Here is an 18,847-nt window from a genome sequence, read left to right on the forward strand (position 1 = left end):
TTTAGCGTTCCGGCTCATTCCTTTTTCGGGTTTTCACTTGCTCCGGCGCTTTTGCTGGGTATTCATAGTGGACGGGGGCATCCCGCAGCCGAAGCCTGCTGCAATCCGGGGCAAAGGCGGCGTACCGGGCATAGGAATACCCCTCCGCTTCCACCAGGATGCCATCCCTGCTGGTTTCACCTTTGACGAGCACACAGTGCCAGCACAGGTCGCCGGGGTCAAACCACATCTTGTCGTTGTACTCGAACAGGAAAATCTGATCTTCCACAAGGCCGATTTCCTGAAACTGACGGTACTGCTCGTCGGAGAGAACGACGATCTGCTCCACCCGAAACCCCGTTTTGCGCTCTGGAGTAGAGGTTCCGGGATGCTCTCCCATGATATCCTCCATGCAGCGGGGCCGATGATGGAACGCAGCCCGTTCCTGGTACACCTTCGGATCTTCTAAAACGATGCGTTCAACCGGAACACCTTTTAAGTCCACCTTGCGGTAGTCCTTCCCATAGCCCAGGTACAGGGTATTTCTTCGCTGTGAGATGAGCAGATGCTCTGCTTGCCCTTCTGCCCGTACCATCAGGCAGCGGAACAACCCGCCCGGGTCGGCGCTGAGGAGGTGCCGGTTGTCTTGCAGGAAAGGATAATCCGGGGAGATATCCTCCGAGAGTTTGTCAAAATCCGATTTGCTCAGAAGGATGACCTTCTCAACCCTGAGAACGCCCGGAACAAAGTTTGTTTTCTTCTGGCGCAGGGCATCCCATGATTTTATATTTGCCGCAAATGCGGCGTACTGCTTTTGGCTCATTTTTCACCTCGTATTTCACAAAATCAGCCGATGGCGGGCAGCCGGGGGTTTGGGGTGCTCCCCAAGAATGCCTTTGGATATCCAAAGGCTATGCTTGCAAAACCAGTCACCGGCTGGGAAAGAAGCGACCTGCGCCGCAGGTCAGATAGCATTGTCCTCGCCAGCTTCCTTGATCCTGGCCAGACCATCCAGTGTGGTGCAGATGATGTTCCTCTTTTCGGCCATTCCGATTTCTGCGGACATGGAGTTGCTGATCTCCTTGCCGCATACCACCAGCATCCGGCACCGGCCCAGCTTCTGGCGGGCAATATTGTGAAAATCCCTCTTTTCATCGGCGTTGTCCAGCGAAAGGTACTGTCCATCGTTCAATTTAGGGCAGATGGGGACGTATCCCAACTCGTAAACTTTCCGGCAGTACCGCTTCAGAAGACGGGGAGCCGTATCCGCAGCCGTGCAGATATAAGCAAAGGCTTTTTCCATAGCGATGTTTCCTTTCTATTTAGGTAATCAGGCAGGCTATCCATGTGGATAGCCTGCCTGGGTTTGGGTTCGTTGGTGGCTATCCACATGGATAGCCAGGGAGATCATTCAGCGGTTTCCGGCTGGGCTTCCAACGCAAAACGCACCCGGTCCGAGCCCAGTTTGTAGTAGGCGTCGGTCACCTCGATACCCACGGCCTCGTACCCCTCCAGCCTGGCTGCCAGCACGGTGGTTCCGGCCCCGCAGAAGGGGTCGAGAATTCTTCCTCCCGGTACACAGATTTTCGCAAGGTCCCGCATGAGCTGCAGGGGCTTCTCGGTGACATGGGTGCGGTTTTGCGGATTGGCGTAACGGAACACCCCCGGCAGGCACCCCACTGGGCGGCTCACCGGCATGGGGCCGTTGGAGCCCCACACCACATATTCGCTCTGCTGGCGGAAACGCCCTTTCTGCGGGCGGCTGGTCATCTTATCCCACACCACGCAGCCCCGCCAGATCCATCCTGCCCATTGCAAAGCGTCGGTGATGGAGGGGTACTGCCGCCAATCGATGAACAGGCAGACGGGCGCACCCGGCTTGCAGGCTTTGCGGGCATCGTACAACCACTCGGCCATCCAGCGGGTCCAGCTTCTCTGATCCCGATTGTCCCCGTCGAAGTCGGGCGGGGCGTTCTTGGGATCCATGCTGCTGTACTTCTGTGTGGTCGTGCGGTTTTTCTCTGCGGGTTTCCAGCCGCCCGAAGCATAGGGCGGGTCGGTGATGAGGGCGTCAAACACCTGGGGCTTGAACGCACGAATGATCTGCAGGGTGTCCCCATGCAGAATGGTCCATCCATCCCCGCCGTTGTGTTCGATGGGCAAAGTGGATTCTTCTACAACTTGAGCAAGTTCGTTCTTTTGGTTCAGAGGCATCATCCTTCCTGTTTTGTTTTTATCGTTCCTCACCCCGATGGCGCTTTTTGGCGGTGGTGTGCTGCTTGGGCAGGAAACCGGGCGGCGGGGTGAGAGTAGGCGATTCACGCTTGAATTTGCGCTCGATGGCGATATCGTCCGGCCCGATGTGGATCACGTCGCTGGTGGGATTGTCTATGGTGACCCCAGGCAAAATCACAGCGGTTTCACGCACTTCAATCTCCCCGCCAAGTTCACCATAGACAGTCGCTCCCTCCATGACCACGGGGATGCCGCCGGTCACGGAATTGGCAAAGAGCTTGGCGTTCCCGGAAATATGGACATTACCGTGAACGTACCCGGCAGTGATGATGGCGTAATCCTCTATGATGGCGTTTCCTCCGATCCTGCTTGGGCCGGAGATGGCCGCACAGCCACGGGCGCAGGCGTGATCCCACAGGATGGCGTCTCCGTACACATAGGCTTCTTCAGCCACGACAGCGTTTCCCGCAATCCAGCACTGGCCCTCCTGACTCAGATTTTCCTCCGATTGTACAAAGCCGCCCAGGTCACCGGCATGGACGTCCTCCCGCACATCCCGCAGAGCCCGGATGCGGTGCAGCCACGGATAATGGGGATGGGCGATGTTGGTGATTTCATACTTTTTCTCATTCATCTGGCGTCGCCCCATTCCTTCTTGGATCTCGCAGGCGGTTTTACCGACAGTTCGGTTTCCACATACTCGCTGATAATGGAGAGCGCCTGGTGGTAATCCCCCGATTGGTAGACCCGGTCCGCCATCTCCTTGGCCTGCTCCGGCTGCCCGTTTTCCCGCAGCAGGCGGGCAGCTTTGCCGAGGATGGAGAAGATGTTTCCGTCCATGCCGGCCAGCTTCATTTTGGGGCGCTTGGGAACAGGCGGCGCCTTTGCCGGTTCTGCGGGCTGCACCGGCACCACCTCGAAGGAGAAGGGTTCCGCTTCCCAAAAATGGACGTAGAGCGCACCATCCGCAGTCTGGATCTCCCGCTGCTCGAAGCCCTCGCCCCAGCCATCGGAAAACTGGCCCAGCAGATACTCCTGGAGGGCGCTCATTTCCGCCTTGTCCAGAGGCTCCTTCAGCCGAACCGTGGTGCAGCCCATCAGTTCCCCGTCCCGGAGTTCCACCGAGGGGATGGCGCTGAGCACCTTTGCTTTGACGCCGGGGTTGCGTTTCTCTGAAAAGTAGGGCATGAGATCCCCGTCCGTGCTCCTAAAAGAGTCTATTATGGCGGATTGGATGGATTCCTCATAATCCGCCAGGTCAAATCCAGAGAACTCGTCCGGCCCCACTCGATCCATCCAATCGATATCGTCGTAGACCTCCTGGGGAAAGAAATCCCCTTTCAGCGGGGAGTAAAGTTTCAGTGTGATTTCCTGCTTGTCGATTGCATGACCTTCTTTCTATCGGGAACCGTCCGAAAGGCTCCGGGCGGTTCGCCGTTCATAGTTTTCTTTTGCCAGGTCGCCATAGTCGCAGCCCTCTCGCCTGGGCAGGTTCTTCACCATGCGGTACCGGCCCTGATAGGCTCTCTCGATGTGGGCTGCGGCCCAGCGCCCGGCAAAATCGTTGTTGGTGCAGATCTCGATTTCCTCGATCTCCGGGTGGCGCTCCAGAAAAGTGTCCAGCGCAAGGGGGTTCTTGGCCTCCCGTTCCTGCCGCTGTCCTTCGTCCGGCGCGTAGATCCCGCCGAGGGACAGCCGCCATTTGTCTGTGGTCCCTTCCAGCGTCAGATGGGCCATGGGTTCAATGGCGGCTTCGTACACAGCCACCCGGTTGGTTTTTCCCTTCGGCGGCAGAAGGAAGCAGAACCGCTTATCGCTGCCCGGCACCTCTGCCTTGAAGGGTTCTCCCCGTGTGTAGGTGCCGCGCAGGAAGGCGTACCGGGCGGTGCCGGTTTCATCCCTGCCGACGAAAACAGCGTTGTGGTAGTCTGCGCTTTCATAGAGGATCCCTGCCCGGACGCAGGCTTCGATGACCCCACGGCTGATCCCCCGCTTCAGCAGATAGGCGAACACCCTGCGGTTGTTCACGGCTGCCGGTGGAAGGATGAATTCCGGCCTCTTTTTTGGTTGAGGCGGAGGCGGGATGTAGCCGGGGCATTCGTCGCACAAGGCCAGCACCGCATCTACAAACTTCATCCCTTCCACTTTGATAAGGTAATCCAGAGCGGATTTCCCTCCAATATCCCGGCTTTTCCAATGCCAGATGGAGGACTCCCCGTTGATTTTGAAGCTGTCGTGCTCCCTCAGCTGGAATTCACCACGGCTGCCGCTTCTGACCAGTTCATTGGGGCGAAACCGGCGCAGAAACTCGATGGCAGTCATCTGCTTGGCGGCGGCGATCTGCTCTTTGCTCACTCCGGGCATGGGAATACTCCTTCCTTTGTGTTAGATTACCGTTGCCCGGAGGATTTTGGCCTGGTCGGTGCGCTCCCAGGGGAGTTCCGGCTTGCCAAAATGCCCGTAGGCTGCGGTTTGGGTATAGCGGGGCGTCAACAGGTCCAGCTGGGCGATGACCTCCGAAGGGGTCAGCCCGAACACAAGGCGCACCGCATCCGCCAGGCAATCGTCGGCGCAGATGGCGCCGGTGCCGAAGGTATCCACCTCCACCATCACCGGCTCGGCTTTTCCGATGGCATAGGCCAGCGTCACCTGGCACCGGCTGCACAGCCCGGCGGCCACGAGGTTTTTGGCGATGTAGCGGGCCATATATGCCCCGGAACGGTCCACCTTGGTGGGGTCCTTCCCGGAAAAGGCGCCGCCACCATGGGGCGCGAACACACCGTAGCTGTCCACCATGAGTTTCCTTCCGGTGAGGCCGGTGTCGGCCTCCGGGCCTCCAAGCACAAACCGCCCGGAGGGGTTCAGCAGGATCTTGGTATCTTCGTCCGGGGGAAGCGCCTGCAGCGCCGGGGTCAGCACCTTGTCGGTGAGTTCCCAAAACAGTTCATCAGCGGGCTTCTCCGGGCTGTGCTGGGCGGAGAGGATAACCGTGTCCAGCCGCAGGGGGCGTCCATCCTCGTCGTACTCCACGGTGACCTGGGCTTTCCCATCCGGGCGCAGGCCCCGCACCAGACCGGATTTCCGTGCTGTGGTGAGGCAGCCGGCCAGCCGGTGGGCCAGCACAACTGGAAGAGGCATCATCTGCGGGGTTTCCGAACAGGCGTACCCAACCATGACCCCCTGGTCACCGGCGCCCAATCGGAGGACAGGATCTTGGAGCGATCCCCTTCGCTGCTCTAACGAACAGTCCACCCCTGCGGCGATGTCCGGGCTTTGCTTATGGATGAGGCATTGGACGGCGTACCGGGCGGGGTCGTAGCCCACCTTCCGCAGCACGGAACGGACAATGGCCGGGATTTGGGGTTCGTGCAGGCTGGTGATCTCACCAGCTACGATGACCTGCCCCTTGGTGGCCAGCACTTCGCAGGCCACACGGGAGAGGGCGTCATGGGAAAGGCAGTCATCCAGAACACTGTCGGCTATGAGGTCGCACAGCTTATCCGGATGGCCTTCCGTGACGGATTCGGCGGTGTAAAATTGATTCATGGCGTCACCTCACTTTCAGGGAAAAGGGCTTGAGGCTTTTCCCGATGTCCTCATAATTGGCAAACCGCACCTCGCAGCCCAGCAGGTAGGACACAGCTTCTTCCCATTCCTTCAGCGGGTACTGCTCTTTGTTCTCCAGCTGGTACAAGTCTCCAAGGGCATCCCATTTGAGGGTGGGCTGCAGGCGCAGATTGGAGATGAAGGTGCGGCGTTGCTCTGCCAGCCGGTCTAAAAGTCCAAGTTTCTTCAATCAATCCCTCCAGTGCATTCAAATACAAAAAGCGGGGCGCTTTTCAGCGCCCCATCCAATCAAATCTCTGCTACTTCTTCCTGCGATTGCGAATGTGCAGGAAAACAAGGCCGCCTAAAATGACAGCGCACAGGACAATGACTATAATTGCTTTCGGTTCCATAGAGTCAAGTTCACCTCACTTTTGTACGGCGACAACCACCGTGCGGGCGTTATCCCATTCATAGGAACAGGTAACAAGGGTCAGCAGGCGGTGGCCTGCGCCGGGGATAAATGCTGGGTCGTGATACAGCGGCTGTGCAAGCAGCTCCTTCTGAAAGGAGAGGAAATCTTCATCGTCCGCGAATACGGTGCGGTTAAAGGAGAGTTTTTGGATATCCGTTTTCAGCACAGCCACAATGGTGTACTCCTGCAGCCCGGTTTCCGTCTGCAGGAGGATTTCGGAATGTTCTTCCCGGAATGCTGCATCGGCAATCTTCTGAAGCACAGCGAACATGGTCCCATCGTTCATGTTGTGTCCGTAGACCACGGTGTTCCGGCTTTCCGGTGTGCAGTCCCACTGAAAGAAAATGCTGCCGGCTGTGCGCCATTCCCCTTTATAGGTGCGCCGCAAGTAGTATTCGGGGTCTTGGGCGCCGCTTTGCAGAACAGGGTAGTCCACGCAGGTTCCGGGGATGGTGATCCACCCCTTGATATCCGGGTATTCCGCCTGCAGGGCCGGGAGGTCTACAATGGATTCCGGTTCCTGTTCCTGGGCACTTTGTTCATTCCCAGCCGGTTCCTCCCCGGAGCTTTCGGCTCCGGGGAGGGATTGTACTGTGTATTCCTCTTTTAGGGCCTGCGCTTCCCCATTGGTCAGCCCCGGCTGGAGCACCAAAAACCACGCAAGCCCCAACAGGCTCAGGCACAGCAGGCCGATGCAGAAACCTTTCAGGAAGGTTTTCATCGGATATCCTGGTCCCTGTCATCGCCGCCTGCGGATCTCTTCTTTTTGCCCACAAGGTGCATGGCGAGGAGTCCGCCGCCTGCCAGCAGCGCCAGAGCGGAAAGGCCAATCAAAACTGCGGGCATCCAGGGGCTGTCACCCGTCTGAGGAACGGTGGGAACTTCCGGCACCAGCTTGTTGTGCATCGCCACGGTGACGGTTTCGCCAGCCAGGATCTCCACGGTCTGGTCATCCGGCAGGATATACTGTTCGGCATCCTCACCGGCCACCTCGGAAACGGTGTACTCGCCCACCTGGAGGGTGACGTTGATCTCACCGTTCTCATCGGTCTGGAACTCCTGCTCATAGGCGTTGCCCATGAAGTCGGTGCCGGTGATCTTGAAGGTGCGGCCTTCGATTTGGTCGTCATCGGCTGTCTTTACCACCTTCAGGGAGCCGGTCTGCGCATGGTTGAGGAAGCCCACGCCAGCTTCGGTTTCCACCCGCACGATGGCGCCGTTTTCCGTGATGGAAAAGGGATAGTACCCCTCGTCACGCTGGAAAAATTCGGGGGCTTCCTTCTCATGCAGGAAGTAATCCCCGTACTGCAAGTCCTTCAACTGATAGATGCCGCCCTCGGACTCAGCCATTTCACCCACCAGCTTGTCGATGTCAGGGTCGAACTCCCCGTTGTGGTCCACATCGGCATACACCTCGAAGATGGCTCCGGACAGCTTGTTCTCCGGGAAGTCGGCGTCTACCTTGGTGGTTTCCACAGTACCCCGGATGATTTGGTTTTCCATGGTGATCTCAATGGTCTGCCCATCGTCGGTGATCTCCACAGGGAAGGTTTCCTCGCTCAGTACGAAGGCTTCCGGCGCTGCGATCTCACGAATGACCCAATTGCCAACGGGTACCCGGTCAAATTCAAAGTACCCGATGGGATTGCTCTCGGTGACCCTGAGGGCGGTTTCTTCCGTGAACTCGGTTTCGTCAAAGCGGAACAGGCCAATCGCGGCGCCGCCCAACTCGAATCCATCCTGGTCCACCTTCCAGCCGGATACCTTGCCATACTTCAGCGTGTTTTCGATGGCTTCTCCGTCATTGACCTCCAGCTGCACGGTGGCGACGTCCTGCCCGGCGTACTCAAACACCACAGGGTATTTCTCGTCGCTCAACAGGTAGTGCTCATCCGTACCGATCTCTTTTACATACAGCGAGGCCCCGCAGGGGAGATCGGTTTTGAAGGAGGCGTTCCCGTTTTCATCGATGCCGGTGGTCTCAATGAGGCCATCGGCGGGGATGGAACTGCCATCGGCGGCGACGATTTCCTCTGCGGCGAACAGGCCGAAGGTGATGTTTTTCCATTCCTCATTCATCCCGATGGAGAAGGTCTCATCATGTTCCAGCAGCTTTTTGAGGCTGATCTCTACCTTCTGCCGTTCATTGACGAAGCCAACATCGGCGGTGGTGACAGACACCTCCTGACCAGCGTAGGCGAGGGTGACTTCCTTCGGCTCGGAATCCAGCACCATGCCTGCGGGCGCTGTCCGTTCAGAAACTTGGTAGCGGCCCAGGTACAAGGGCTCCGATGTGGCGGTCCCATCGCTACCAGTGGTCAGGGTAGCCACCAGTTCTCCGGCCTTTGCGTGAACGACGCCATCCGGGGTGACGATATCCTCCAGAGCGGTGATGTCGTAAACAGCGCCCGGCTGGCCCTGCACCTCATACTGCGGCTGGTAGAGGCCACCGGCTTCTACTACATGGCTGAACACCTCGCCCTCCTTGTGGACGGTGATGGTGCCTTTCTGAACCGTGTTGTACTTGGTCACGGTGACAACGTCCTGGGTGCCATCCACCACAAAGGGTACAGGCTCATCATCCAAAACGTAACCCCAGGGACTCTGTTGTTCATACAACTCGTAATTTCCAAAGCCAAGGGCCTCCGGCAGCATGAGGGTCCCTGTGGAATCCGTCACGAAGGTGTCGATGTCCATGGGGCTGGGATAGTTGATGTGCTGCACCACCCATTCGCCGGTATCTGCATTGCGGATCTTCACGGAGGTACCGGCCAGCGGGATGATCTCGCCGGATTCGGCGTCCCTCTTTTCAAAGCGGATGAGGGAGGTAAAGGTGGGGTTGTTCAGGATGAAGTAATAGGTTTTGCCATGCTCGGAAATGAACACGGAGAAATCCGGGACGAATTTTTGCCCCTCGGCGCCAGCGGTTTGATGCACCACATACAGGCCGTATGGGAGGGACTTCGATTGGGCGAAACCATAGGAATCTGTCAGCAGGATATCCCGTTCAGACTCTTTGGCGTTCTCGTAGCTGCCAGCACTGGCCAGGTAGACCTGAAACTCAGCCCCGGCCTCCGGCTGCTCGATCTGCACCTCATCGTTGGTAACGGCCAGCGGCACAGCTTCTGCTTCCGCATCGGATGCATCAGGCTGGTCAATATTGGCTGCCGGCTCGGAGCTGTCGGCTGGTTCCTGCACAGTGTCGTTTTCCGGGGCGGCGCTGCTTTCCACAGCCTGGTTCTCGATAGCTGCTTCGTTTTCCTCCGGCTGGCTGGAAGTCTCGGAGCTGTTTTCGGGAACAGCGCCATTTTCAGGTGTGCTGGGGGCGGGAGTTTCCTCTGCGCTTTCAGTCTGCTGTTCTTCCGGGACGGTAGCTTCTTCCTCAGTGGGGGACTCCGTCTCAGGTGCCGGAGCGTCCTGCTCTGGAATGGCGGGCTGGTCGGTGTGCTTGGTGATGGCAATGGAGCCGAGCACCACATCCTCTGTTGCGGTCATTGGGATGCTGTTGTGCTCCAGCGTGAAGTTCCCCGGCTCTGCGCCCACAGGATAGACGGTTTCATCCAGCAGGTATCCCTCGCTGGGCGAGATCTCACAAATGGTGTAATCCGTGCCGCAGGGGTACTCCTTGGTGGTGAATTTTCCCCCGCCCGAAGTGGTGTAGGTATCCAGCAGGGTTTCACCTTTGAACATTCCGTACACCGCGCCATCCAGGGAGGCGTCGCCCTGGGCTTCCCCAGTGACGGAATCCACCTTTTCCATGGTGACGGTGAACTTCTTCAGCACATTGGAAAAGCTGACGCTGGAGGTCTGGCCGGGGTAAATGGTCACCTGCTGGGAAGCCGGCTGGACGTATCGGTCCGGTGACCGCTCGGTGATGGTGTAAGTGCCAGCCTGGAGATTGTCCACCCCGATGGAGCCATCCGGGCCTGTCACCACATCCCGTTCCACTCCATTGCCGGAGATGTGGAAGGGGATGCCGGAAACCTCGCCATCCTCGGAGGTTTTCACGATCTGCAGGGTTCCGGATTTGATTTCGAGGGAGAAGTAGCAATTCACCGGCTGGGCCTCGCCCTCCACATCGAAGGTAACGACATTCTGATAGGTATCCCGCAGCCAGTATTTCGTGCCGCCGGTGACCACACCGGGGATGGAAGAGGGCAGGCTCTTTTCGGCGGTGATGGTCCCGAATTCCGTCTCACTGGTGGAAACGTGCAGCTGGTTTCCGTCCACGGAAAAATCCACGCCGGGGTAGCTGAAGGTGAAATCACTCAGCACGTTGTTCTCATCTACCAGCGTCGTTTCATTTTTCCCGGTGCTCTCATTATACTGCAGGGCATGGGTATAGGCCCCAACCGCACCGGGGTCGTCTGTGGCAAAGGACGGGATCGTGCGGTAGTTCATCACGTTTTCCCGTAGGGTATAGAAGATGGTCTTCGCCGCAGGGCTGTTGGCGGTGATCTCGTTTACGATCTGGCTCTCATACCCTGTGCCAAGCTGGTTATGGGCAATGAGCCAGATGAGGATTTGGGTGGCGATGTACTCATCGATGGCGCTGCCCCCGTGCTTTGTGCCGGTTTCCACATTGTAGCCCAGGGTGAGGGCGGTGTTGATCAGCGCCTTTTGTTCTTCTGTGAAAGAGGCGTAATCATCCGAGGACTCATAGCCGATGCCGCTGTTGGCCCGTACTCCTAACTGGATGCAATAGGCGGTGCGGTATGTGGTCAGATCGTTGATCCGCAGTTCGAAGAACTTCTCCGTAGAGTGCCCGCCAAAGGGGGCCGGAAGGTTTTCACTGAGGGAATACCCTCTGCCGTTGTATTCAATCATGGCGAGGTATCCGTCGTAATCGTTCTCGGCGGCAAAGGCGCTGCCAGGGAAGATCCCAAAGCAGAGCAGCACCGCCATCATCAAGGACAGTACTCTTTTTAGATTTTTCATAACAGTCTCCTTTTAGGCAAAATAAAAAAAGCCCCCGCAGATTTGAGGGAAACCCTCAAACCCACGGGGGCTAAAGCAGATTTATCGTTCCTCTCCATTTTTCTGGCGGGGCTTTTTTCGGGGGATCACCTTGTGGTGCGTATCCCGCTGAGTGAGCCAGACCGCTTCCAAAATAGAAGCGGTTTCAATCCCATTCTGTCGGTAGCCATTGAGGATGCCCTCCAGATAGGATTTAGAGGGCAGTGCGGGGACGTCCTTGTAGGGGCTGTTCATGGTATAGGCCATGACCTCCCGCTTCAGGCCATCCGGGTCTACCACAGTGACAGGCTCCTTCCCGTACAGCCGGGGGAACCCCTCATAAAGGTCCAGGCTCTGCTCATCCCGTTCCGAAATACGCCAGAGGACGCCATCCACAAAGTTGTCCGGCTCCGGCAAAATGGTGGCAACGCCATGCCCGCCGCCATTCATGCAGAAAGCAAGGCGGTATCCCTCCAGACGGACGGTATCCACCACCTGGGCGTCCGGGCAGCGGAAGGCCATCTGGTTCAGGTTCATGTTGGAGCCGTAGGCAAAGTAAAGTTTCCCTTTGGTTTTTCATCATCTCCTATCGTTCTTGATTGCTGCGGTTCTGCAGGCTGGGGTACTGGGATTTGTCATAGCGCCAGGCTCTGTCGCCGGGAAGATTGGAGAGCAGGTGTTCCCGCACATTTTTGTACTCCGGCCCAATCAGGCCGAGGCGGAGCAAAAAGGTGCGGAAGGTGAAGGCGGGATTCTCGCTGATCTCGGTTTTCCGCATCACCGTCCGCTTCTGATTGATGGCCTGGGCGGAGATAGCCAGCGCCAGCGTAATATTGGCGCGCACCTTACCGGCATGGAGGGTGCTCTCAAAACAGCGCCACTCCAATGTGCCGCGATAGAACACCGAATGAAGGTTCAAGGCGTAGTACCGGGTCCAGTTGTAGTGCTCGTAGCTGCCATCGGCCCCTCCATACCATTCCCGCTTGAGGCGCTCCATGGTGGTGTTGGTGGGCAGCTTGCGGATCCTTTCCAACATGGGTTCCCGTACCTTCTGGCACCAGCGTTCCACCCGGCGCTCGTCCACTTTGAGGGCTTTGAACAGGATATCCTCCTTGGAGTACATGATGGACAGGGCGTTCTTCAGGCTCTGCGGGGTATGCTTGGAGGCATCCACATGGACGTGCATCCCGCAGGATGAATTGACCACAGCCCCCGCATGGCGGAGGACCCGCACCACTTCCTGAAGCTTGCCCATCTCGCTGTACTCCAGCTTGGGGGAATTCATCTCCACTTTGTAGGTGTCATCGCCTGTGGAAAGCTGCCTGCGCCCACTCCGATGGGTGGCGCGGATGCTGGCGTCAAAGACAAAGCGCCATATTTTCCCCTCGTTATCGGTGACCTCCCATGGGTCGTAGGTGCGGGAGGAACGGGAATGGGAGGCGGTGGTGCCGAACAGGGCGGCCACCGCTTCCGCAGCCTGCTGGCGGGTCAGCCCCGTCATCTCGATCTCGCAGCCGAAATACTGGTCTTTCAGGTCAATCGACAGCGTTCACCTCCCGATGGGCGGCGGCCAGCCGCTTTCCGATGGCCTCCACCACATTGACGGTGACGCCGTTTCCGGCCTGCTTGTAAAGCTGGGCGTCGGATTGGAGCGGCAGGACAAGGTCGATGCGCTCATCCGTCCATCCCTGGAGCCGCAGGCATTCCCGTGGCGTGAGGCGGCGGATGCGGCATCCGTCCCACACACCGGAGGCTTCCCGCTTATGGCTGTGAATCCCGCCGTTCTGCTTGGCGGTGAGGCAGCGGGCATAGTCCGTCAGCTCCGGTTCCTCGTTCATATCCACACAGCAAAGGGTGCCTTGGCTGCTCCCGGTGGTGATGGTGTGGGCGATTTTCCTGCCCACCCTGCCGCGGCGGGTATTGAGGGTGGGATAGGCCAAATCCACACTGTCGCCGGGATATGCCATTTTATATCCCTTTTTCGTGTTTTCCTTGATGGGGACGCCTGTGCAGTACAGCCCAGTCCTGCCGCCAAAGCCTCCAGCCTGCGCCGCAAGGGTGCAGCTTACCCCTTCTGTGGAGTAGATGCGTTCCCCCTGAGCGCCGGGGAGGATTTGCACAAGAGGCGTTCCTGCTGTTTCGGTGAAAGGAAGTATTTTTCCTCTGCATTTTTCATCAAGATATCCGACAAGGTACACCCTCTTGCGGGATTGAGGGACGCCGAAATCTTTGCTGTTAAGCACCTGCCATTCCACACCATACCCCAATCCATCCAGCGTATGGAGGATGGCCGCAAACGTCCGGCCTCTGTCATGGTTAAGCAGGCCGGGTACGTTTTCAAGGAGCAGATACGCAGGTCTTTTTGCCGCAGTCAGCCGGGCAATTTCAAAGAACAGCGTACCTCTTGGGTCGGCAAACCCTCCACGGTGTCCAGCAATAGAAAAAGATTGGCAGGGAAATCCCCCGCACAGCAGGTCGAAGTCGGGCATTTCATCGGGGTCGGCTTCTCGGACGTCCTCACGGAACCACTCTCCTTTCGTATCGAACAGCGCCCGGTAGCTTTGGTCGGCATATTTGTCGATCTCACAATGGCCTACGCAGACAAAACCTCCGGCCCGGCTGAGTCCTTCCCGGAACCCGCCGATGCCGGAAAACAGGTCAATATACGTTATGGCTTTGGGCATCACGCTCCTTTTTATGGATTTGGTGAAACGCTACTACACAATCAACCGGCATCACCCCTTTCATGGTGCAGTGTCACACTATATGGAAACAACCCGCAGGGGCTGGGGTGAACCCAATCCTGCGGGCTGCTGTTGTTCCTCTTATGCGTAGATTTCTTCTTCAGCTTCCTCGGCTTCATCGGCATCCTCGGCCTCAGCCGCTTCCTGTCCGTCCTCCTGTGGGGCGCTCCAGGCGGCGTATTCGCTGGGAAGGCCCGTGCTGGTGTCATCCTCGTCCTCGCCGGTTTCCCTGCCTTGGGCGGCGTCCCAGGCGCTTTCTTCCTGTTCCTCCCGCCCGGCGGCCTCGGCGTCCTCGAACTCTTCCTCCGCTTCCTCCAGCGCCTGCTCAATGAGCCCGATGATGAACTCCTTTTGCGTCAGGCGGCGGTGGTGGACTTTTTCAAAGCGTTCCAGGTATTCCTTGACCCGCTGGAACAATTCCTCGCTCACCTGAAATGCCAGTGTTCTGCCTTTTGCCATGATTTTGCCAGCCCCTTTCTCATAATGCTCTTGGATGATCATTTCAATAAACTTGCTCATGGTGCTCTCCGTTTCCCGGATCTCCTCGCTGATCCTGTTGTGCAGGTCCAGCGGGATTTTACAGGTCACGCCCTTGGTTTCCACGTCCATCGCTCCTTTGCTTGGTTCTTTCCCTTTCGGGCAACACAAGCATATCCGAAAAGCGAAGAGAAAGCTATTACCAAGACCAACAACCTTTCAGCCAAAGCAGGGGCAACAAACGTCACAAGCAATAACGGCTATGTTGGGGGCTGCTTTGGGGGATTTTACTCATCATCCATGAGGGTGTTGAGAAAGCCGAGCATCTCCGGTGGGATGGCTTCCTCCGGCTGCCGCACTGGCTGGGAAGGGACAGCCTGAAGTTCTTCCCGCAGGATGCGGCGCAGGGTGGACTCCAAGGCGTCCTGCCTGGTACTGTCCAGAATCGCTTTCACCAGGAAGGCGCTTTTCTGGCCTTCCGGCACAGCCTGCAGCAGAGCCCATGCCCGGCGGTGGTCCTCATTCTGGAGGTTTGGGCGGAACATAAAAAGGGGCCTGCTCATCCTTTGCCCACACCGCCCGACAAACGCCCCAAAATCCGCTCGAATCCTTCGGCGTTTACCCGGTCGTCCAGCAGGGCAAAAACCCGGCACAGGCCGTCCTGGGGGGAGACGTTGCGCTTGACCACCGCTGCGCCGCCGCCCAGCATCACCACCGGGATGGCCTTGAGGTCAAACCCCGCTTCCATGGCCGCTGAGAGAAGGCGCTCGGTGTAGAGGCGGCCCTGCTTTTGGATGATGCCGCGGGCGTCCTCATCCATACTGCAGGACTTGCCTGCCAGCACTCGCTCCACCTGGGCGTCGGTAACGGACAGCCCCACATCCCGGCGAACCTGTTCTTTTACCTCGTCGATGCAGCGGATCATCCCCAGTTCCAGGCTCCGGCAGGTGGCGGCGTTGGGAACATTGTTGTCCAGCCGCATCAGGTCCACCGTCCAGCCGCCGATGTCCATGAGCAGGACGGAGGGTTCGTTCTGGAGGAGTTCCGGATGGATCATCAGGGCGGAATACCCCTGTGGGAACAGCTTCACATCCTCGATGGCCACTTTGTAGGGGATGCCCTCGAACTGGAAGCTTACCGGCTGGGAAGAAGGACGAAGGTACTCCCGGAAGGACTTCTTCTCCCTGCCAAACCCGGCCAGAGGAAGGCCGGCTGCGATGGTGACGGAGCACTCCGTCTTGGCGCCCCGCTGCTGGATTTCTTTGGCGATGGCCGCAAGGGTCAGCAGGTAGTAGTTCTCGTTCTCCATCTTGTTTCGCAGGATCGGCTGCCTGCCGGTCCCGCACACGAAGAACTTTCCACCGTACTCCAGCGTGTTCTGCAGGGTGTAGGGTTCATGGGAATAGGCGGTGATACCGGCTGGAAAAGAAAAATGCCGGGTCTTGATGGCGTAGTAGCCATGGTCGATGCCGATGTTCATGGTTTTGCTCATCCTTTCTTGGCTGCTGCCTAAAACTTGGTTTCCTGCTGGTTAAGAGCGAAGCGTATCTTGTTCTTTCCCAGCTGGTAAAGTATTTAGGGGGGAGAGTGTGAGAGGGGGGAAGCGCAAAAACTCCCCAGCCTGCCAGCCGGGGAGTTCCTGAAAAAGGGCGCACTACCCCCTTGGATTTTGAGGGTTTGATTTTGGGCCGTTTTGGGCTTTCTTCAATCTATCTATGAACCTGCCGGAAACTTCTACACTTCCGACAACGGGGAAAAGGGTCGCAGAACGCAAAAAAGCGGGGCCTCCGGCCTGAAAAATCAGGCGGAAGCCCCGCTTGTGGGGTTTCGCTGCGGATTTTGCCTTGGACATCCACGGTAAAACCGTTTTCCGGATTTTCCGTCCAAAAGCCCGCAAACCCGCATGAATACTAAGAAAAAAGGGTTGACATCTTTTTTGTCAACCCTTCATGGTGCCGGTGGCGGGGGTCGAACCCGCACCCTGTTGCCAGGACTGGATTTTGAGTCCAGCACGTCTGCCAATTCCATCACACCGGCCTATTCATGATAGCCTTTATATTATACAAAAATTACAGTCCAGAATCAAGAGGCAATTGAAAAAAAGTAAAATCTCCGAAGAAGATTCTTCGGAGATTTTACCGTTCATTTTCGCCTGTACTATAATTTAACCATTTTATCTGGTTTCATTCCACAGATAGAGCATCAGTCTCCTCGGCCTGTTGACACCTGATAATCTGATAAGCCTCACCTATTTTCCCAAACCCAGCTGTATGTAGGAAACCCCTGCCAGATCTCGCTCGATCTCAAATTTAATATCAGTAATTGTTATTAATATAATAACCGTTCCTTTCTGCTTTGTCAACTATTTTCGAAATAATAAATTGAGCCTGTTGTTTGAAAGATGCGCAGGTTATCCTTATCCCTTTTCCCGCTAATTTTCTCTGTCATCTTCTTTTTTCTTTTTACGAGAGTCCTTTCTATCTTTCACAGAATTTGACTTGATTTTCCTGTGTGCTGCCTCCATAATAATAGATAAGCTTTCATCTAATTTGAAAAGGAGGAATCAATATGGATAGTTCCACAAGTCGTTCTCTCCGCCCCGGATTATTTTTCCGAAGGGAGCTCTTCAAAATCTTTTGGATCTCCCTCGTGATTTTTTTCCTGTGCTGGGCTGTCTCCTATTTTGTCTTTTACAGCAATCAGGATCTGACCGCAGGGTTGTTCAATACCATCTCCCAGATGTTTCAGGAAAACGGTGTCTATACCGAAAGCGGTGGTATTTCTTTTTTTGCATTGCTTTTTAACAATATTCGGGCATCAGCACTGATGGCCATTTTGGGAATTATTCCCTTTTTGTTCCTTCCGGCTATCATTCTTGGTTATAATGCGGTAATTATCGGCATTGCCTGTGCCTTTTCTATGGCAATGGGAACCGGGGTATCCTTCTTGGTTCTGGCGCTGCTGCCCCATGGTATCTTTGAAATCCCGGCTTTGATTCTCTCTGCCGCCCTGGGCATTTATCTGTGTAAGGAACTGGTTAAAAAATTGGTGGGAAGAAGCAGGCTGGCCTCCTTCAGCGGCGTTTTTCTCTCTATGCTTCGCTTTTATCTCTGCGTTATTCTGCCTCTCCTTGTCGTGGCAGCTCTGGTGGAAACTTATATCACCCCCTGGTTGCTGACAACATTGCTGTAAAACATATAAAAGAGCCTGCTTTTAGCAGGCTCTTTTTATATGACACGGATCTTTTTAGTCTCCCATGCTGATGCCCAAATCCCGGGCGGACTGAATAAGCTCACAGTCCACCGGCACTTTTTTCAACTTGCCTGCCACCTCGCTGAGAGGAACAGGTACAATGCATCCGTTTTGCAGTGCCACCATATTGCCAAACTTTTCTTCTTTGATGAGCTGGGCCGCCGCTGTTCCCAAACGGGTGGAAAGCACACGGTCGTAGGCGCAGGGGCTGCCGCCTCTCTGGAAATGTCCTGGAATGGTGACCCGGATCTCCTGGCCGGTTCTCTCTCCTAGTTCACGGGCAAGCCGGTAAGAAATGGATGGTTCCACCATCTGGGCGCGGGAGGCTTTGAATTCTTTCTTGGACATTTTTGCTTCCTCTTTAGAGAGAGCTCCCTCCGCAACTGCCAGAATAGAAAATCCTTTTCCGGCCTTGTTGCGGTCTTTGATCACCTTGGCTACCTTGTCCGCATCATAGGGGATTTCGGGGAGAAGAATGACATCTGCCCCTCCGGCAATGCCGGCATGAAGGGTCAGCCAGCCCACCTTGTGACCCATAATTTCTACGATGAACACCCTGCCGTGGGAGGTAGCTGTGGTGTGGATACAGTCGAGAACATTGGTCGCGATGTCCACCGCGCTTTGGAATCCAAAGGTAGCGTCTGTTCCCCACAGGTCATTGTCAATGGTCTTAGGCAACGTCACCACATTGATCCCCTCTTGGCTCAGGAGATTGGCTGTTTTATGGGTCCCGTTGCCTCCCAGAATGACCAAACAGTCAAATTTCATCTTTTTGCAGGTTTCCTTCATGCGGGCCAATTTGTGTACATTGTTTTCATCCGGCACCTGCATCAGTTTAAAGGGCTGCCGGGAGGTGCCCAAAATTGTACCGCCCCGGGTCAGAATCCCTGAAAACTCCGACTCTTTCATGGGATGGCAGTCTCCCTCAATCAGTCCACGGTATCCGTCCCGAATGCCGTAGATCTCCACATCCTTCCCCATCTCATGATATAAGGCTTTTGCCACGCCTCGCAGTGCCGCATTGAGTCCCTGGCAGTCTCCGCCGCTTGTGAGCATACCAATTCTTTTCATAGGATTCATCCTTTCTTTTTCATACGCTCTGATCTCGTAGAATATTAAATCCTTGTCTACTTCAAGTATAAGATATAAATATAGGAATATCAACTAAAAATTTCTTTTTTAC

General features: G+C 56.3%; 17 protein-coding genes, 1 tRNA gene and 1 pseudogene. 1 reads left to right on the top strand and 18 read right to left on the bottom strand.

Annotation, left to right across the window (positions count from 1 at the left end):
- Position 1: 1 nt before the first annotated feature.
- The 17 genes and pseudogenes from WGC32_RS05895 to WGC32_RS05975 all read right to left on the bottom strand — a co-directional run bounded on the left by WGC32_RS05895 (position 2) and on the right by WGC32_RS05975 (position 16,449).
- A complete protein-coding gene (locus tag WGC32_RS05895) occupies positions 2–802 on the bottom strand; it encodes a DUF6329 domain-containing protein (protein WP_342681017.1) in 801 nt (266 codons plus the stop codon).
- A 141-nt stretch (positions 803–943) separates the two neighbouring features.
- Complete coding sequence (locus WGC32_RS05900) at positions 944–1,282, bottom strand: DUF7768 domain-containing protein (protein ID WP_342681018.1); 339 nt, start codon at positions 1,280–1,282, stop codon at positions 944–946.
- Positions 1,283–1,386: 104 nt separating this feature from the next.
- Positions 1,387–2,196 carry a DNA-methyltransferase gene (locus WGC32_RS05905; protein WP_342681019.1) on the bottom strand — a complete coding sequence of 270 codons (810 nt, stop codon included), beginning with the start codon at positions 2,194–2,196 and terminating at the stop codon, positions 1,387–1,389.
- Positions 2,197–2,212: 16 nt separating this feature from the next.
- The gene (locus tag WGC32_RS05910; RefSeq protein WP_342681020.1) at positions 2,213–2,848 is read right to left on the bottom strand and encodes a hypothetical protein; all 636 of its coding nucleotides are present in this window, start codon (positions 2,846–2,848) and stop codon (positions 2,213–2,215) included.
- The gene (locus tag WGC32_RS05915) at positions 2,845–3,510 is read right to left on the bottom strand and encodes a hypothetical protein (protein ID WP_342681021.1); all 666 of its coding nucleotides are present in this window, start codon (positions 3,508–3,510) and stop codon (positions 2,845–2,847) included. Before WGC32_RS05915 ends, WGC32_RS05910 begins: the two co-directional genes overlap by 4 nt.
- Before the next feature lie 102 nt (positions 3,511–3,612).
- Positions 3,613–4,578 carry a DUF3991 domain-containing protein gene (locus WGC32_RS05920; RefSeq protein ID WP_342681022.1) on the bottom strand — a complete coding sequence of 322 codons (966 nt, stop codon included), beginning with the start codon at positions 4,576–4,578 and terminating at the stop codon, positions 3,613–3,615.
- Positions 4,579–4,599: 21 nt separating this feature from the next.
- Positions 4,600–5,760 (bottom strand): methionine adenosyltransferase, encoded by a 1,161-nt coding sequence (gene metK / locus WGC32_RS05925; protein ID WP_342681023.1) that lies wholly within the window; start codon positions 5,758–5,760, stop codon positions 4,600–4,602.
- 4 nt (positions 5,761–5,764) lie between these two features.
- Positions 5,765–6,010, bottom strand: a complete 246-nt coding sequence (locus tag WGC32_RS05930) for a hypothetical protein (protein ID WP_342681024.1) — start codon at positions 6,008–6,010, stop codon at positions 5,765–5,767.
- A gap of 178 nt (positions 6,011–6,188) precedes the next feature.
- Positions 6,189–6,956 carry a class B sortase gene (locus tag WGC32_RS05935; protein ID WP_342681025.1) on the bottom strand — a complete coding sequence of 256 codons (768 nt, stop codon included), beginning with the start codon at positions 6,954–6,956 and terminating at the stop codon, positions 6,189–6,191.
- Positions 6,953–11,173: a SpaA isopeptide-forming pilin-related protein gene (locus tag WGC32_RS05940; protein WP_342681026.1), complete on the bottom strand. Its 4,221-nt coding sequence runs from the start codon at positions 11,171–11,173 to the stop codon at positions 6,953–6,955. The genes WGC32_RS05935 and WGC32_RS05940 overlap by 4 nt, the downstream gene beginning before the upstream one ends.
- Before the next feature lie 81 nt (positions 11,174–11,254).
- Positions 11,255–11,737 (bottom strand): annotated as a pseudogene (locus WGC32_RS05945) (gamma-glutamylcyclotransferase family protein); the annotation flags it as partial.
- Positions 11,738–11,777: 40 nt separating this feature from the next.
- Positions 11,778–12,737: an amidoligase family protein gene (locus WGC32_RS05950; protein WP_462933625.1), complete on the bottom strand. Its 960-nt coding sequence runs from the start codon at positions 12,735–12,737 to the stop codon at positions 11,778–11,780.
- Positions 12,727–13,875 carry a DNA (cytosine-5-)-methyltransferase gene (dcm, locus tag WGC32_RS05955; protein WP_342681027.1) on the bottom strand — a complete coding sequence of 383 codons (1,149 nt, stop codon included), beginning with the start codon at positions 13,873–13,875 and terminating at the stop codon, positions 12,727–12,729. Before dcm ends, WGC32_RS05950 begins: the two co-directional genes overlap by 11 nt.
- Positions 13,876–14,016: 141 nt before the next feature.
- On the bottom strand, positions 14,017–14,538 hold the full coding sequence (locus WGC32_RS05960; protein ID WP_342681028.1) for a hypothetical protein: 522 nt from the start codon (positions 14,536–14,538) through the stop codon (positions 14,017–14,019).
- Positions 14,539–14,699: 161 nt separating this feature from the next.
- Complete coding sequence (locus WGC32_RS05965; RefSeq protein ID WP_342681029.1) at positions 14,700–14,957, bottom strand: plasmid segregation centromere-binding protein ParR; 258 nt, start codon at positions 14,955–14,957, stop codon at positions 14,700–14,702.
- Positions 14,958–14,971: 14 nt separating this feature from the next.
- On the bottom strand, positions 14,972–15,904 hold the full coding sequence (locus WGC32_RS05970; protein WP_342681030.1) for a ParM/StbA family protein: 933 nt from the start codon (positions 15,902–15,904) through the stop codon (positions 14,972–14,974).
- Positions 15,905–16,362: 458 nt separating this feature from the next.
- Positions 16,363–16,449 (bottom strand) — tRNA-Leu (locus tag WGC32_RS05975).
- A 531-nt stretch (positions 16,450–16,980) separates the two neighbouring features.
- Here WGC32_RS05975 and WGC32_RS05980 point away from each other — a divergent pair.
- Positions 16,981–17,604: a stage II sporulation protein M gene (locus WGC32_RS05980; protein WP_342681031.1), complete on the top strand. Its 624-nt coding sequence runs from the start codon at positions 16,981–16,983 to the stop codon at positions 17,602–17,604.
- Between the two features lie 54 nt (positions 17,605–17,658).
- Here the strand turns inward: WGC32_RS05980 and WGC32_RS05985 are convergent, their stop codons facing one another.
- A complete protein-coding gene (locus WGC32_RS05985) occupies positions 17,659–18,735 on the bottom strand; it encodes a 6-phosphofructokinase (protein WP_342681032.1) in 1,077 nt (358 codons plus the stop codon).
- Between the last annotated feature and the right edge of the window lie 112 nt (positions 18,736–18,847).

The organism is Zongyangia acetica, assembly GCF_038739695.1.
Classification (GTDB): domain Bacteria; phylum Bacillota; class Clostridia; order Oscillospirales; family Ruminococcaceae; genus Zongyangia; species Zongyangia gallinarum.

Bases quoted from the DNA above. Each gene is read 5' to 3' on its own strand.
- WGC32_RS05895 (WP_342681017.1), bottom strand. From the start codon at position 802: ATGAGCCAAAAGCAGTACGCCGCATTTGCGGCAAATATAAAATCATGG.
- WGC32_RS05900 (WP_342681018.1), bottom strand. From the start codon at position 1,282: ATGGAAAAAGCCTTTGCTTATATCTGCACGGCTGCGGATACGGCTCCC.
- WGC32_RS05905 (WP_342681019.1), bottom strand. From the start codon at position 2,196: ATGATGCCTCTGAACCAAAAGAACGAACTTGCTCAAGTTGTAGAAGAA.
- WGC32_RS05910 (WP_342681020.1), bottom strand. From the start codon at position 2,848: ATGAATGAGAAAAAGTATGAAATCACCAACATCGCCCATCCCCATTAT.
- WGC32_RS05915 (WP_342681021.1), bottom strand. From the start codon at position 3,510: ATGGATCGAGTGGGGCCGGACGAGTTCTCTGGATTTGACCTGGCGGAT.
- WGC32_RS05920 (WP_342681022.1), bottom strand. From the start codon at position 4,578: ATGCCCGGAGTGAGCAAAGAGCAGATCGCCGCCGCCAAGCAGATGACT.
- metK (WP_342681023.1), bottom strand. From the start codon at position 5,760: ATGAATCAATTTTACACCGCCGAATCCGTCACGGAAGGCCATCCGGAT.
- WGC32_RS05935 (WP_342681025.1), bottom strand. From the start codon at position 6,956: ATGAAAACCTTCCTGAAAGGTTTCTGCATCGGCCTGCTGTGCCTGAGC.
- WGC32_RS05940 (WP_342681026.1), bottom strand. From the start codon at position 11,173: ATGAAAAATCTAAAAAGAGTACTGTCCTTGATGATGGCGGTGCTGCTC.
- dcm (WP_342681027.1), bottom strand. From the start codon at position 13,875: ATGCCCAAAGCCATAACGTATATTGACCTGTTTTCCGGCATCGGCGGG.
- WGC32_RS05965 (WP_342681029.1), bottom strand. From the start codon at position 14,957: ATGTTCCGCCCAAACCTCCAGAATGAGGACCACCGCCGGGCATGGGCT.
- WGC32_RS05970 (WP_342681030.1), bottom strand. From the start codon at position 15,904: ATGAGCAAAACCATGAACATCGGCATCGACCATGGCTACTACGCCATC.
- WGC32_RS05980 (WP_342681031.1), top strand. From the start codon at position 16,981: ATGGATAGTTCCACAAGTCGTTCTCTCCGCCCCGGATTATTTTTCCGA.
- WGC32_RS05985 (WP_342681032.1), bottom strand. From the start codon at position 18,735: ATGAAAAGAATTGGTATGCTCACAAGCGGCGGAGACTGCCAGGGACTC.